This window comes from Lactobacillus sp. PV034 (genome assembly GCF_014522305.1).
In the GTDB taxonomy this organism is placed as follows: Bacteria; Bacillota; Bacilli; order Lactobacillales; family Lactobacillaceae; genus Lactobacillus.
Window position 1 is genome coordinate 1275491 of the sequence record NZ_CP041982.1, and the last position, 15245, is coordinate 1290735.

A 15245-nucleotide genomic window follows, 5' to 3' on the forward strand; every position below is an offset into this window, starting at 1 on the left:
ATTGTCTTTTTCTATGCTTGAGGTTATTTAGTAACAGTATCAGGTTGTGATGATTTTGACCTAATAAAGTAATTTAGTACAAATGGTGAGATTACAGTGGTTAAGATAATTACAAGAATTAAGCTTGAATAAATATCTTCTGGGAATAAATGATTACTAATACCAATTTGTGCCACAATCAGAGCAACTTCTCCGCGCGAGATCATTCCTGCACCAACAATGTTTCCCTCATTTTTTGTAAAGCCAAATATTTCACTCGAATATTTCCCAGCCCAAAATTTTGAAAAGATAGCTAGGACCGTCATCACAATAATAAAACCAAGATCTTTGATTAAACTTGCAAATGTCATTGATAAGCCAATGTCAACAAAGAATACAGGTATGAAAATTGAATAGCCGATTGCACTGACTGAAGAATTAACCTCTTTAAATTGCGGTGTTTGTCTGATAGCTAGTCCACCAAAGAAAGCACCTACTACATCACTTAAGCCTACTAATTCAGCAGCCCAGGCCATTGATAAAGCTAAAACAAGAGATGCAATTACTACAGAGTAATTTACATCTATTTTTTCGGCAGCTTTCATGAAGTAAGGCGCAATAAATTTAAAGATAAGCCACACGCCTACAAAGTAAATAGCTTCGATTAATAAGTTAAGGAAAAAGTTGTTAGTTAAGCCACTTTTGCCACCCTCATGGCTAAAAGTAGTAAATAAACTTAAGACGATAACCGCTAGAATATCATCAACAACGGCAGCGCCTAATATCGCACTTCCAGGACGAGTATGGAGCTTACCGGCCTCTTGTAAAACCACTACTGAAATTGAAACGCTAGTGGCAGCAAAAACAATTCCGATAAAAAGTGCTTCAAGGAATTTCATCCCAAAAGCTAATGAAGCAACGCCCATAAAAATTACCGGAAGAATGACGCCGACGGCAGCTACTGTAAAGCTTAACTTAAAATATTTTTTTAGTAGAGTGAGATCACTTTCTAAACCGGCTAAAAACATTAATAAAATTACGCCAAATTCAGAAAAGATTGAAATGATGTCATTAGGATGAACCCAGTTTAAAATTGCAGGCCCTAAAAGAATACCGGATAGTAACTGTCCGATTACAGCAGGCATGTTAAAACGAGCAAAAAGCTGCCCCAATAAACTTGTCGCCAGTAAAACTAATATCAATTCTCCAATAAATTTCATTTTGTACCTTTCTTTTTTGCTAAGTAGATTGAAAAACAAAAAAACTTCCAAGACGCTTATTGACCCAAATAAGCAAATCTTGAAAGTTTTTATCAAACCCAACCACTAATATGTACAATATTCAGTTGAATTTAGTTTAACTAATATTTATAACTTGTGCAAATTAATCTTTTGGTAGTAAGCCAGTTTCACTTGGATTAGTTGGTTTCTTCTTCGCAAGTAAAGCAAGTAAGATAGTAATTAAGTCTACGACTTCTTGAATAATTGCTCCCCAAATAGCAGGGATGATACCTGTAAAGGCAACCAATTCGATTAAGATAACTACACAAATGGCAGTAATAATGTCGATATGAGCAACACGCATGGTGTGTTTAGAAATGGCAACAGCATCGTTAACTTTAGAAAGGTCATTAACCATAATTACAGCGTCTGCACTTTCACTAGCTGCAGTTGCACCTTTAGCACCCATGGCAATACCAACATCAGCGGCCATCAAACTTGGAGCATCGTTTACACCGTCACCAACCATAGCAACCGGGCGTAAATCAGGTTTAACATCTTTGATTGCAGCAATCTTTTGCGCTGGAAGTAAGTCGGCATGGACTTCAGCTTCGCTAATACCAGCTTCTTTAGCAATTTTATCGGCTACATTTTTGTGGTCACCAGTTAACATCATAATTTGTTTTACACCTTGGCGACGTAAACGAGCAATAGTTGAAGCAGTATTTGGTCTAATTTGATCTTTAAAAGTAATATATCCGACAAATTTACCATCTACTGAGATATAAATAGCTGTTGAATTAATATTAAGTGGTTCTTGGTTAGGAGCAACAAAAGAAAGTTTACCTACTTTGACTTCTTTGCCTTCAACCTTACCCGTAACACCTTTACCTGTTACTTCTTTAATATCATCAGCTTTTTTGAGTAAGTCGTCCTTTGTATTCTTAACTAATGAAGTAGCCATAATATGACTAGATTGTTGTTCAACACTAGCAGCTAAACTTTGTAATTCTTCTTTAGTTAAATCAGTACCTTCAGTAGGTACAACTTCATTAATAACTAATTGGTTTTCAGTTAAGGTACCGGTTTTGTCAAAAGCAAAGGTTAAAACACGAGCTAACTTTTCAAGGGTAGTACCAGATTTAACAATAATATGATGCTTAGACATAGAACTCATACCTGAAACCATTGCTACAGGGGCTGCAATTAACAAAGGACAAGGTGAAGCAACTACCATAACTTGGGCAAAACGCATAAAGTGAGCTTGCCAGCCAGCACCTGGATTAGTGTAAATAGAAACAAGCATTGCGGCAATACCAATTATTAAGGAAATAATAGTAAAAGGTACAGCATAACGATCAGCCATTTTGACGAATTTTGCTGGTTGAGCTTCTGAAGTCTTAACTAGAGCAACAATAGTCTGGTATTCAGAATCTTTAGCAAGTTTAGTTACTTTCATTTCAACGGCATTATCGCCATTAAGTGAACCAGACATTAAAGTATCACCAATAGTCTTGTCAACTGGAACTGATTCACCAGTTAAAGATGATTGATCAAAACTAGAACTACCCTTAACGATTTCACCATCAACAGGGACTTGGCTACCAGGTTTAATTAAAACAGTATCGCCAATCTTTAAGTCATCAACTTTAACTTGTTGAACCTTACCATCAACTAATTTATCAGCAACACGTGGCGTATTTTTGAGAAGAGATTTTAATTCTTTATCGGCTTGACTAGTAGCGTAGTCTTCAAGCGAGTCACCACCAGTAAGCATAACTAAAATCATCCATGCTGCCCAATAATCTCCCACGATCATAGTAGAAACAACAGCAATGATGGCTAAGATATCAACACCCCAATTTCCGCCTTCAATGGTTTCAATCATTTCCTTTAATAGGGTGAGAGCCATAAAAATACCAAAAATATCAATTAAAATTTCGGAAATTGGAAAATTCCCTAGACTAGGATTACCAAATCCAAAGTCCAAGATTAAACTAACAATACCGATTGCTAGCACTGTGAACAATTTCCATTGTCGCTTTATCATAAAAGCCCTCCTTAAGTAATTTCTGTACCTCACTATGTTACCACTTTTTATATTAAGTACAGTGCTAATAATTTAAGTTAATATAATAAAAAAAGACCTTCCCGTTAGGAAGGTCTTTTTAGGATAATTTGATCAGTTAAAAAAACTGATAATATGTTCAATCTACTTGGAGGAGTAAGAATGAAAATAAAAAGTTGGATGTTAATGCTAATAGCTATAAGGATTTCTCCTTTGCTATTGGTTTATATAATAGATGCTAATTATGAAGAAAGTATGATGTTTTTATAAAGAGTAGCATTATTTCTATTTAAATGAAAAAATTAAGGAAAAAAAAGACTACCTAAGGATAAAAAAGGTAGTCTTTTGGGATAAATTTGGCCAGTTAAAAAACTGACAATATGTTCAATCTACTTGGAGGAGTAAGAATGAAAATAAAAAGTTGGATGTTAATGCTAATAGCTTAGGGATTATTTCCCTTTGCTATGGTTTTTATAATAAGTGTAAAATGTGAATAAAATATGAATAAAGTACATAAAATTTATAAAAATGGAATTTTTTCGATATCTTGTTTGCTTTATTTATTTTTCATCTTTTTATATAGAAAGGCTTTAGCTATAATTAGTAGATACTTACTACAAGAAAGGAAAGAAGGGTATGAGAAGAAAAAGATCACATAAACTTCGTAATATCTTAATTTTCTGTCTAATACTATGTTGTGCAGGCATAAGTGTGGGTCTTTATTACTATAATCAGCACCGCAGCCAAGCTAGTTTGAATCAGCGTCCAGCTTTAGTAAAAGCAAAAGATGGAACTAGTATTAGTCCTGCACATCTTAAGATTGAGACGTATAAGAAAAAATTAAGTAAAGATTATCCTCAATTATACACTGCAGCTTATGATGTTCCAAAAAATACAAAGATTGGTGCAGATGTGATTATACCTGGCCAAGCGGTTAGTCGTGTATATAATGCAAAAAGAAAAGCTCTGGTCAATTCGACTACGATGACTCCCCAAGGCTTGGCCCTTGCTGATAAGTATATTTTAATTACTGCTTATGACTCTTCTCATCAAAATAATTCAATCATTTATGTCATCGATAAAAGTAGTGGAAAATATCTTAAAACTCTTTATTTAGATGGAAAACCTCATCTGGGAGGAATCGCTTATGATCCAGTTGCTAAGAAAATTTGGATTACTGGAACAACTGACGGTCAAGCTGCATTAATGTCTTTTCCGCTAAAAGAAGTTGAAAATTATAATTATTCTAAAAATAGAAAATTTTTAAAATGTGACGATGCGATAGCTTTACCAGCCATACAACAGGCGTCTTGCGTTACTTATTATGATAATCAATTATTTGTAGGTTTTTTTAACGAATATGGTAATGGACAAATTGCTGCTTATCCAATAGCTCGCAGAGAACCATTTAAGGATAGCATTACTAGTGATCAAATAAAGGCAGTCACTGGAAAGGTTTCTTGGTCCGCTGGTGCTGGTAGTACGAGCATGGATCGTCAAATTCAGGGGATAGCATTTTCTGATAATTACATTATTTTAAGCCAGTCATATGGAACAAAGAATTCAAAGCTTTATTTCTTTCCGATTTCTGCAATTAGTAATTTAGACGAAAAGAATGCAGAAAAGGTAATAGAAATGCCACCTTATTTAGAGCAGATAGATGCTGTTGATGGTCAGTTGCTGATGCTGTATGAATCGGGAGCTAAGGCTTATGCTAAAAATAATATAATGACAATGGATCGCGTTATTTCGGCAAATATTAATTCATTAATTGGAAGTAATTAAGTTAAAAGGATAGGATTTATTTATGGAAAAGAAAATTCAATTCTGGTTAAAATTAACTGGTTGGACTGGTCTTTTATCAGGGAGTGCGTATTTGCTACTCTTTCAAACTTATAAAAGTATGGTTTTTGCCGTTCCTTTACTAATCGTAATAATTTTTTCAGTGTATCTTTTGACGACGGCAAAAGAAAAAATGTGGCTAAATCCTCGTAAATTACTTATAACATGTATTTTTGCGTTTATTTTTGTTTCATTAATTCAAGGCGTGTTCATGGGCATTGCATATTATTATGGAAGAAAGAATATGAATAAGTAATTTAAAGTTGCTCTTAAACAGAGAATAATTAAATATAATAGGACTTTTTGATATAATTAGAGACTGACAATCAGATAATTATTTAAGAAAGTAAAAAATATTAATCAACCTTGTATTGATGATGTAAAATTTAGACAAAAGTAAAAGTAGGAGTGACGTGATGGCTGATAAATCAAATAATGAATCACTAACAACTAAGAATTCGCGCGCAAAAAATATCGGCTTATTTATAGGGAAAACTTTATTTTATTTTGCCATACTTGTTGTATTAGTTTACTTATATTCTTACACCGGTGTAGGTGGCGCTAAATTTATTTATAAAGATTTTTAATTGAGGAGTAATCACTAATGATTAAAGATATAATCAAGCAAATTGATCAGATTGCAACTGAAGAGCCCGATCGTATAGCTTATGATTATTTAGGTGAGTTAAATACATATGGTGATTTAAAGCGTCGGTCAGATGCATATGCAGCTAAGATTCAGGCGATGAATATACCAGCAAAAGCTCCAATTATGATTTGGGGTGGACAAACTTTTGAAATGGTAGCTAGTTTTCTTGGAGCAGTAAAAGCAGGGCATGCATACATTCCTATTGCATCTTATTCTAATAGTGAACGTTTAACTATGATTCAAGAAGTTTCGAAGGCACCCATGGTTATTGCTATTGATCCATTACCAATTGAAATGGATAAGATTGATGTTTTAACGCCTAGTGATGTAGATAATGAGCAATATTCTATTAGCGACACCAATTATGTTGAAGGTGATGAGAATTTCTATATTATCTTTACTTCTGGCACTACAGGAAAGCCAAAGGGTGTGCAAATAAGCCATGATAATTTGTTGAGTTTTGTGAACTGGGAATTATCAGATTTTAAATTACCAGATCATCCAAGTTTTTTAGCTCAAGCTCCTTATTCTTTTGATCTCTCAGTAATGAGTTTGTATCCAGCTTTAACTTCTGGTGGTAAATTAGTTGTTTTACCTCATGAAGTGACAGAAAATATTGGAAAATTATTTCAAACTTTACCAAAATTGCACTTTAATGTCTGGGTTTCAACACCTTCATTTGCTGAGATGTGTTTCTTAGATCCGACATTTGATCAAAAGCATCATCCTGAACTAACTACTTTCTTATTCTGTGGTGAAGAATTGAGCCATAAAACTGCTCAAATGCTTAAGAAGAAGTTCCCAGATGCTCATATTTATAACACTTATGGCCCAACTGAAACTACTGTGGCTGTAACAAAAGTTGAAATTACCGATGATATTCTTAATAAATATGATCGCTTACCAATTGGGGTTGTCAAAGCAGATACTGAAATTGAAATTGATACTTCAAAGGGCGAAAAAGAAAATCAAGGTGAAGTAGTAATTTCAGGTCCAAGTGTATCTAAAGGGTACTTAAATAATCCTGAAAAAACGACAGCTGCATTTTATCGAGATGATAAGAAAGAATATTCAAGTTATCGTGCTGGCGATCTAGGATTTTTAGATGGCGATATGCTCTTTTATCGTGGGCGAATTGATTTTCAAGTTAAGTTTAATGGTTATAGAATTGAACTTGAAGAAATTAATTTCTATTTAGCAAAAAATCCATTAGTTAGATATGGAGTTGTAGCACCAAAATATAACTCTCAGCATAAAGTCCAGCAATTAGTGGCAGTAGTTGAACTGGCTGATGGTGTCCGAGAAAAATACACTGACGAAGAATTAATTAAAAAGTTACGTGAGGACTTAAGTAAAGACATTATGCCTTATATGTTGCCACAACGCTTTATTTTCCGTGAAGAAATGCCAATTTCTCAAAATGGCAAGGTAGATATTAAACAGGTTATTAAGGAGGTTAATGCGTGATTAACTTACAACCCTATACCAATCCGCGTTATTTCCTAATAATTTTAATAGCGTTATTACCATTAATAATTGGCCTGTATTTTGGTAAGAGATTTAAAATTTATGAAGCTGTCTTTTCTTTAGTTTTTCTTTTCTTAATGTTTGATGGAAAAGATTCAATTCAGGGATGGCAGTTAATTGGTTATGTAATTTTTCAATTTATAATTACTTTTGCGTATCAAAAGTATCGACAACTGGGGCATAATAAAACTTGGGTTTTCTGTGTGGCTGTAATTTTAGCAATTCTGCCCTTAACTACTGTGAAAGTTGCTGCTGTGGTACCAACTCAGGTAGCTAGTTTAATTGGATTCATGGGAGTTTCCTATTTAACTTTTAAAACAGTAGAAGTAATAATGGAATTAAGAGATGGAACAATTAAAAAAGTTGATCCAGTAACTTATGCTCGTGTCTTACTTTTTTATCCAACTCTGTCGTCTGGTCCGATTGACCGTTACCGTCGTTTTAAGAATGATTGTGATAAAGCACCAGAACGAGATGAGTACTTAGACCAGTTAAGATTAGGAACACGTTATATTTTTCAAGGTTTCCTTTATAAATTTATAATTGGTTATGTTTTTGGAACAATTTGGTTGCCGCAATTAGCTAATTTAGCGCAAGTAATGGGTAATGCGAATGGTGGCTTAAAATTGTCTTGGGCCTTAGTAGGATATATGTACTGCTACAGTATGTATTTATTCTTTGACTTTGCCGGATATTCACTCTTTGCAGTGGGAACATCTTATTTCATGGGTATTAAGACACCAATGAACTTTAATAAGCCATTTATTTCCAAAAATATTAAAGACTTTTGGAATCGTTGGCATATGACCCTTTCATTCTGGTTCCGTGATTTTATCTTCATGCGCTTTACCTTCTTTGCGATGAAGAAAAAATTAATAAAAAATAGAATTAGAATTTCCCAAGTGGCATATTTAGTGGACTTTTTGATTATGGGCTTTTGGCATGGTCTAACTTGGTTTTACATTGTTTATGGTATTTATCATGCATTAGCTATTATTATTAATGATATCTGGTTACGTTTTAAGAAAAAGCATCGTCAGCAAGTGCCACATAATAAATTTACTCAAGCATTTGCGATTTTCTTAACTTTTAATGTGGTTTGTTTCAGTTTCCTGATCTTCTCAGGGTTTCTTGATACCTTATGGTTCCACTAAGTGAGATAATAAGTATAATATTAGTAATAATTAATTGATAAAGATTACGAGGTATAGAAATGAATACTAAAGAAGCAGTTTTAGATATTTTAAATGACTTAACTGGTGAAGATTTAAGTGACCGTATGGATGAAAACTTATTTGATACTGGTTTATTAGACTCAATGGCAACAGTACAAATGTTGCTAGAATTACAAGAAAATACTGGTATTACAGCACCTGTTTCAGAATTTAATCGTGATGAGTGGGCTACTCCAAATAAAATTATTGAAAAGGTTGAAAGTCTAAAAAATGAATAATAAACGCAAACTGTGGCAAATTTTTGGCCCAGTTATCTGTGCTTTTGTCTTATTAGGGATACTTTTTTTAGTTCCTTGGCATTTTAGTAATAGGTCAGATTCTGCCCTTTTTAAGGCTTCTGTTTCTCGTTCAAATAATGTTTTTAAAGGACAAGAAATAAAAAAAGATGCCTTTGAAAAAGAGTATGTGCCATTTTATGGTTCAAGTGAACTATCAAGAATGGATCCAATGCATCCAAGTGTGTTAGCTTACAAATATAAACGTTCCTATAAGCCTTTTCTTTTAGGGGGACCAGGAAGTCAATCACTAACACACTTTTTTGGTATGCAAGGAACAACTCAAGAATTAACTAATAAAAAAGCTGTGATGATCATCTCTCCACAGTGGTTTACAAAAGAAGGTCAGAATCCGGCTGCATTTAGTATTTATTTTTCTCAATTACAAGCAGTTGATTGGATTTTAAATGCTAAACAAAGTCAAGCTACTCGTTATGCAGCTAAGCGCTTATTGACTATGCCTTCAGGCACAGCGGATGCATCAACTAAATCTGCCTTAGAAACTTTGGCAGCAGGTAAGGAAATTTCGGTTGAACGTCGTTCATTGCTGAAAATTCGCCAACGAATTTTAGAAAATGAAGATGACTTATTCTCATCTCTAAATATGCCTAATAATGTTCCTCAAATTCAAAGTGGTGCTCATAAATTACCGGGTACGTACGCTTATGATAACTTGCGCCAAATTGCACTTGATCAGGGAGCTGAACATACAACTAATAATCCTTTTGATATTTCTAATTCTTTCTTTACTCATCGTTTAGGTAAAAAAGAAGTGGCTCGATTAAAAGATTCACAAAGAAAGTTTGATTATACTAAGTCTCCAGAATATGGCGATTTAGAATTAGTTTTAAACCAATTTGCTAGTCAACATACAAATGTATTATTCATAATTCCACCTGTAAACTCAAAATGGGCTAATTATACTGGTTTATCAGAGAAAATGTATCAAGAAGCTACAAATAAGATTGTTAAGCAGTTGACTAGTCAAGGTTTTACTAATATTGCTAACCTTTCTAAAGATGGTGGTAAGAAATACTTTATGGAAGATACTATCCACTTAGGATGGAATGGTTGGTTAACTGTTGATCAGTACGTACAACCATTTATGAAAGAAAAAAATCAACCAATTGCTTATCATTTAGATAATTATTACTTTAGTAATGAATGGGCTAACAAAACAGATGTTGGTCCCACAAAGATAGCAGCGAGTAAAGCCAGATAGATCAAAAAAGAAAATTTCAATACAAAATGACATAAAAAACACATTAAAAAATCAAAATTTTGTTGGTAGTGTTTTAGTTATTAGGGATAATAAAACCTGCTTAAATTACGCCACTGGGATGGCTAATCAAGCAAAAAAGCAAAAGAATTCACCTAATTCTGCTTATTTGATTAATTCTGTCCAAAAAGCTATGACTGCAACAATATTTATGCAATTAGTTAAAGAAAAAAAGATTAAATTATCTGATACATTGGATAAATTTTATCCAGAAGTACCAGATGCATCTAAGATTAAAATGCAGCAATTATTGCAAATGACATCTGGTTTGGTTTATCCAAGTCAAAAATACGGCAGTCCCGAATACAAGTCGGACCAAAGTGGTATTAAGTATGACATTTCAAAAACTAAATTTAACCCTAAGATTTATGGACAGCGTTCATATCAACCAATAAATTATGTGCTGTTGGCCGGAATTATAGAAAAAATCACTCATCAATCTTATGAATCTAATTTTGAAAAAATTTTTATTAAGGGGTTAAAACTTAAGCAAACAGCCTTTGTGTGGGATAAAGGTGTTGATAAAATACATTTTGCTAAAAGTTACCAAAAGGATAAAGATTCAGTAGAAGATAAACCTGTCAGTTTAAATATAAATGAATTACGTGGAGAATTTGGAACTGGCAGTATAGTAATGTCAAATAGAGATCTTTACAAGGCCATCAAAGCAATGCTTGATGGTAGATTATTAAGCCAAACGGATCGTGATCGTTTATTTAGTGGTTCTAGTGATGAAGTTCAGGGCGGTAATTATGGCGGAGGCTTTTATAATTTTCCAACCTATCATGCTGCTAATGGTGCTGGTAATGGCTATACAAATTTTGTAAGAATTTCTAATGACGGAAAAACTGCAATTGTAATTCAAGCGAATTATCCGATCAAGAATTATTTCAAGATGAGAGAAATAATGAATCAATTAATGCAAAAATTACTTATTTCCTAATAAAATAGTTTATAAGTTAATATATAGAGCAAAAAAGATTGTTAATTTTTAATTATTATGCTAATATTTTCACGTACCGTCATGTAGGTAGTCATTTTCTCCGGTAGCGAAAATGTGTTATCTTTTAAATATGTGGTCAGAGTGGCGGTACAAACACTGTGTGAGCCTGATTCCGATGTTGGTGGAATTAGGCTTTTTTTCTGCATAAAAAAAGATGACAAATCTTAGTCATCTTTTTCAGTAATTTTATTTATGAAACCAAACCATAAAACAGAAAGTAAAATGATTGCGGTACAAAAGACAAAGAGGAGTTGAAAGGAAGAATAATCAATAATTAAGGCACCAATTAAAGGACCAAAGGCACGTCCGGCGGAGGTTACTGCTTGAACAATTCCTTGAAATTTTCCCTTCTCGTTTGCTGGGGCACGATCATTAACAAAGGTAGAAACTGCAGGAAAGGCAAAAATTTCTCCAATTGTAAGCAATGCCATTGATAAAGCAAAAATTAAGTAGTGTTGGGCCCCAATTAAGAGTAAAAATGCTATTCCAAACAAACTAAAGCCCAAATAGAGACGACCATGAAGATGAGTACTCAGCCAGCTGTCAAAATAAGTTAATAATGGCTGGACAAAAACAATTAAGATTGCATTTAAGGTCCATAATAAGCTGTATTCTTTCACACTCATATGTAAAGACAACATATAAGAAGAAATATTTGAATTCCATTGTTCATAGGCAATCCAAGAGGCAAAAACACATATTAGTATTGCTAAAATTACTAAGTATGACTTGCGAGATAAGCTTATATTTTCTTTTAAAGATGTAGCTGCTTGAACTGGTTGAATTTTGGCTTGATTAAGCCCCCGATATTCAACTGCCACTACAATGTTAAACAGAAAAAACATGATGAAGGCTAAAAGAAAAATATAAGTAATCCCAAATGGAAGAATATAGCCTACCATCAATGAGCCGAAAACTAAACCTAGATTTTGTGTAAAATACAAAGCATTAAAGATATAAGAAGTTGAACGACTCTTAATTAGAGTAGCAGTCGAGTTAAGAGCGGTTACTACCATGCCGTTTCCAATTCCTAGGGTGACTAATAAAATAGGATAGGCTGGCCAGCCATGAAAAAGCACTAGAGCTAATGTGGAAATGGTCGCTGTGCTCACACCCAGCAAGATAGTTTGATAGGGATGTCGATCAAATAACCAGCCGCCAATCCCATTGCCTAGCATGGTAAAAGCAGAATTAATAAAAAGAACCATACCAGCTACTGTCAAAGATTCATGAAGATAATTATGAATATAAATAGTAGTTAAAGGCCAGATAAAACTAATTCCAGTGTTGATAATTAAGGAACCAGCGAATAGCCAAATTAAACGAATAGGATCTATTCTCTTTTTTCGTGACATAAAGACCTCCCTACAAACTTAATTTAAAATAAATAAAAAAAGCTGTCAGTTGATCAGCTTTTTTTATTCTTCTATCCAACTATCACTGAAGGTGCGCATTATTTCTTGAGTATCAAAGGCATCTTTGCCAGTATGTTGTCGTGCATGTTTCATTTGTTCAGCTGTTAAACGATCACTGATATATGATTTAACAGCAGATAACATTAAAGACTCGCGTGTATCTTCTGAATGGTTTAGGTAATATCTAATTAAGCGTTCTGTTTCGTCATCAAAAGTCCAATTGTTCTTTGCCATAATTATCTCCTTATTATTTCTCTTTAAAGTATAACATGAAGGAAAGAACTTTTAAAAAGTAAGAAAGATTATTTACTCAAAATAGAGTAGGCTATAAGTAATAAAAAATTAAGGTAGTTAAAAGATATGAAAGTAAATATGGAAAATATTGTTTTACACACAGTATTATGGTTTAGAAAAAAATCGTTTTTTGTGGTGACTAATCGAACCCTAAAAATGGTAATGCCATTAGCAATTATTGGAAGTTTTTTCCAATTCTTATGGCGTAGTATTTTTTCTCCGACAAGTTTAATATCAAATATTTGTTATTTTGAAAATTGGCTCCCTGACTCAATTTCTAAGGCAATCTGGTACGCTAGCCAAGGATTATCGACGGTGATTTTTAATACTATGGGCCTATTTATGGCATATTTTGCAGCTCAATTCACCGCAAAACTTTATCGTAAAGATTCTCAAATGGCGGGTTTAACAGGAGTATTAAGCTTACTTTTATGTTCTTATCGTTTTCATAACCCAGCAAGTAGTAATTCCCAGATGACATTCAATTGGAGCGTTCTAGGCATTAATAGCTTATTTTTTGCGATTGTAATTGGATATGGAGTAGGGATGATTTTTAGATTTTTTGGTACTAATTTTCGGCATGAGAGTCACGAAAATTATCGAAGAATTGAGAAACGTGCCTTTGCTTCATTTAAACCACTAATAATTTCTTTAATTATTGGCACAATTATTGGAGTGGCTGCAACTTTAATCGGCTTTGAAGTAGGAGCTTCTAACGTTTATCAGTTTTTCCAAAATGAAGGTGAGAACAACTTAAACTTGTGGCAGTATATTGTAGTGGTGATACTTTCATTGTTATTAAGCTGGTTAGGAATTAGTCAGCCACTAGTTAAATTAGCCCCAAATAATTTTAGTGGGACTAATATTGCAAACCTTAATTATGCTTTAAAGCATGGCTCAAGCTGGAATGTTCCTAATAAGTTTGTAGGAAATTCATTCTATCAAGCTTATGGAGGTTTTGGGGGAAGTGGCTTGATGCTAGCACTTCTAATTGCTCTGTTATTAGTATATAAATATCAAAGTACTACAAAAGTTGCCCGCTGGGCTTTTTTACCAACCTTGTTTGGTTCTAATCAAGGAGCTTTAGTAGGCATACCAATCTTTCTTAATCCATTGTATCTATTGCCCTATGTCTTTTTCCCAATAATTAATATGATTATTGCTGCAGCAGTAGTTGCGATTAACTGGGTGCCTTCTAGTGTTTATCCATTTTTAACTGGTACGCCTGGCCCCTTAATAGCATTTATTGGAACAAATGGAAACTGGAATGCATTGATTTTATCAATTATATTGTTCTTAATGGATATTGCACTTTATATTCCGGTAGTAAAATTGGCCGCTAAAGTTGAAGATGAAATCAATCGAATTAACGAAGAGGAGAGACTGGGAATTGCGTTTAAGTAATAAGAGAAAAAATAGACTTCTTATCGGATTGACAGTTATTTTCTTAGTGATTCTGGCTATTCCAACTTTTTTCTGGATGAAAAATACAAATAAAACTATGGCTGAACGTCGAAAATCTATGATGTCACCAGTTATTATGATTCCAGGATCAAGTGCTACTACTAATCGTTTTAATGAATTGGTGACTTTGTTGAATAAAGATACCAATCGTAAGCATTCCCTATTAAAGATAGAGGTTAAGAAGGATGGGAGTCTTAAGTATAGTGGCAAAATTGATCGAAATGATAATGAACCAATTATTGTAGTAGGTTTTGAAAATAATCATGATGGCTATAGTAATATAAAAAAACAAGCTGCTTGGTTTAATATTGCTTTTAAAGCTTTAAGTGAACAGTATAAGTTTAATAACTTTAAGGCTTTTGGGCATTCAAATGGTGGTTTAATTTGGACATATTGGTTAGAGCACTATTATTCAGATTATGAAGATGAAATTTCAATAAAGAAATTAATGACCTTGGGTACTCCCTATAATTTTGATGAGACTAATAGTAAAAATAGGACGATTATGTTGAATGAATTTATCAAAAAGAAGAGTAAAATTCCTAGTTCTTTAGTAGTTTATTCAATTTCAGGAGGGGAGAGCTATGATTCTGATGGATTGGTACCGGAAAATAGTGTAGAGGCAGGAAAATACATTTTTCAAAATCAAGTGAAGCACTATACAATGATGACAGTAACTGGTGCAACTGCTCAGCACTCATCACTTCCTCAAAATAAGGAAGTAGTTCAAGTGATTGAACAATATTTATTAAATAAAGATAAAGCAAATGATGGTCAAGGACCGGTAAATAATATTAAGCGGTTCGAGTTAAATGGAAAAAAGAAAAGTAAAAAGTAAAAGAGCTTGCCACAAAAGAGTGGAGGCTCTTTCTTATTATGTCGCAGCTTTAAGCACTTTCATTTAAGCAAAAAAATAATACATATTCTTTGCATTTTTAGAAAAAGGGGACGATAATAAAAAACGTAAGATAAATAGCAGCTCAGATTTGTGAGTG

General features: G+C 33.4%; 14 protein-coding genes and 1 other annotated feature. Of the genes, 10 read left to right on the plus strand and 4 right to left on the minus strand.

The features are described from left to right. Positions 1-23: 23 nt before the first annotated feature. Together FP432_RS06415 and FP432_RS06420 are read right to left on the minus strand one after the other, a co-directional pair. Complete coding sequence (locus FP432_RS06415; protein WP_265488493.1) at positions 24-1199, minus strand: cation:proton antiporter; 1176 nt, start codon at positions 1197-1199, stop codon at positions 24-26. Between the two features lie 54 nt (positions 1200-1253). Next, positions 1254-1303, minus strand: a sequence feature (sodium ion sensor (DUF1646 type); this cis-regulatory element may regulate processes involved in with the transportation of sodium ions). Positions 1304-1362: 59 nt separating this feature from the next. Then, on the minus strand, positions 1363-3246 hold the full coding sequence (locus FP432_RS06420; RefSeq protein WP_265489616.1) for a heavy metal translocating P-type ATPase: 1884 nt from the start codon (positions 3244-3246) through the stop codon (positions 1363-1365). 657 nt (positions 3247-3903) lie between these two features. Here FP432_RS06420 and FP432_RS06425 point away from each other — a divergent pair. From FP432_RS06425 to FP432_RS06460, 8 genes are all read left to right on the plus strand, one after another. After that, positions 3904-5052 carry a YncE family protein gene (locus tag FP432_RS06425; protein ID WP_416202880.1) on the plus strand — a complete coding sequence of 383 codons (1149 nt, stop codon included), beginning with the start codon at positions 3904-3906 and terminating at the stop codon, positions 5050-5052. Between the two features lie 22 nt (positions 5053-5074). Next, positions 5075-5365, plus strand: coding sequence for a hypothetical protein (locus tag FP432_RS06430; protein ID WP_265488495.1), 291 nt, complete (start codon positions 5075-5077; stop codon positions 5363-5365). A gap of 160 nt (positions 5366-5525) precedes the next feature. Beyond that, positions 5526-5696 (plus strand): teichoic acid D-Ala incorporation-associated protein DltX, encoded by a 171-nt coding sequence (locus tag FP432_RS06435; protein ID WP_265488496.1) that lies wholly within the window; start codon positions 5526-5528, stop codon positions 5694-5696. Positions 5697-5713: 17 nt separating this feature from the next. Continuing rightward, positions 5714-7225 (plus strand): D-alanine--poly(phosphoribitol) ligase subunit DltA, encoded by a 1512-nt coding sequence (gene dltA, locus FP432_RS06440; protein ID WP_265488497.1) that lies wholly within the window; start codon positions 5714-5716, stop codon positions 7223-7225. Then, positions 7222-8439, plus strand: coding sequence for a D-alanyl-lipoteichoic acid biosynthesis protein DltB (dltB, locus tag FP432_RS06445; RefSeq protein ID WP_265488498.1), 1218 nt, complete (start codon positions 7222-7224; stop codon positions 8437-8439). The genes dltA and dltB overlap by 4 nt, the downstream gene beginning before the upstream one ends. Before the next feature lie 59 nt (positions 8440-8498). Then, entirely contained in the window at positions 8499-8738 is a 240-nt protein-coding gene (gene dltC / locus FP432_RS06450; RefSeq protein ID WP_265488499.1) for a D-alanine--poly(phosphoribitol) ligase subunit DltC, read from the plus strand. Next, the gene (gene dltD, locus FP432_RS06455; protein WP_265488500.1) at positions 8731-10017 is read left to right on the plus strand and encodes a D-alanyl-lipoteichoic acid biosynthesis protein DltD; all 1287 of its coding nucleotides are present in this window, start codon (positions 8731-8733) and stop codon (positions 10015-10017) included. The genes dltC and dltD overlap by 8 nt, the downstream gene beginning before the upstream one ends. Before the next feature lie 79 nt (positions 10018-10096). After that, entirely contained in the window at positions 10097-11017 is a 921-nt protein-coding gene (locus FP432_RS06460) for a serine hydrolase domain-containing protein (protein ID WP_416202892.1), read from the plus strand. Positions 11018-11241: 224 nt separating this feature from the next. Here FP432_RS06460 and FP432_RS06465 read toward each other — a convergent pair whose 3' ends face one another. Together FP432_RS06465 and FP432_RS06470 are read right to left on the minus strand one after the other, a co-directional pair. Continuing rightward, positions 11242-12432: an MDR family MFS transporter gene (locus FP432_RS06465; RefSeq protein WP_265488502.1), complete on the minus strand. Its 1191-nt coding sequence runs from the start codon at positions 12430-12432 to the stop codon at positions 11242-11244. A gap of 63 nt (positions 12433-12495) precedes the next feature. Further along, positions 12496-12726 (minus strand): hypothetical protein, encoded by a 231-nt coding sequence (locus tag FP432_RS06470; RefSeq protein ID WP_265488503.1) that lies wholly within the window; start codon positions 12724-12726, stop codon positions 12496-12498. A 126-nt stretch (positions 12727-12852) separates the two neighbouring features. On the opposite strand from FP432_RS06470, the gene FP432_RS06475 reads away from it, so the two are divergent. Both FP432_RS06475 and FP432_RS06480 read left to right on the plus strand, forming a co-directional pair. Beyond that, entirely contained in the window at positions 12853-14190 is a 1338-nt protein-coding gene (locus tag FP432_RS06475) for a PTS transporter subunit EIIC (protein WP_265488504.1), read from the plus strand. Continuing rightward, positions 14177-15088, plus strand: a complete 912-nt coding sequence (locus FP432_RS06480; RefSeq protein WP_416202881.1) for an alpha/beta hydrolase — start codon at positions 14177-14179, stop codon at positions 15086-15088. Before FP432_RS06475 ends, FP432_RS06480 begins: the two co-directional genes overlap by 14 nt. Positions 15089-15245: the final 157 nt, after the last annotated feature.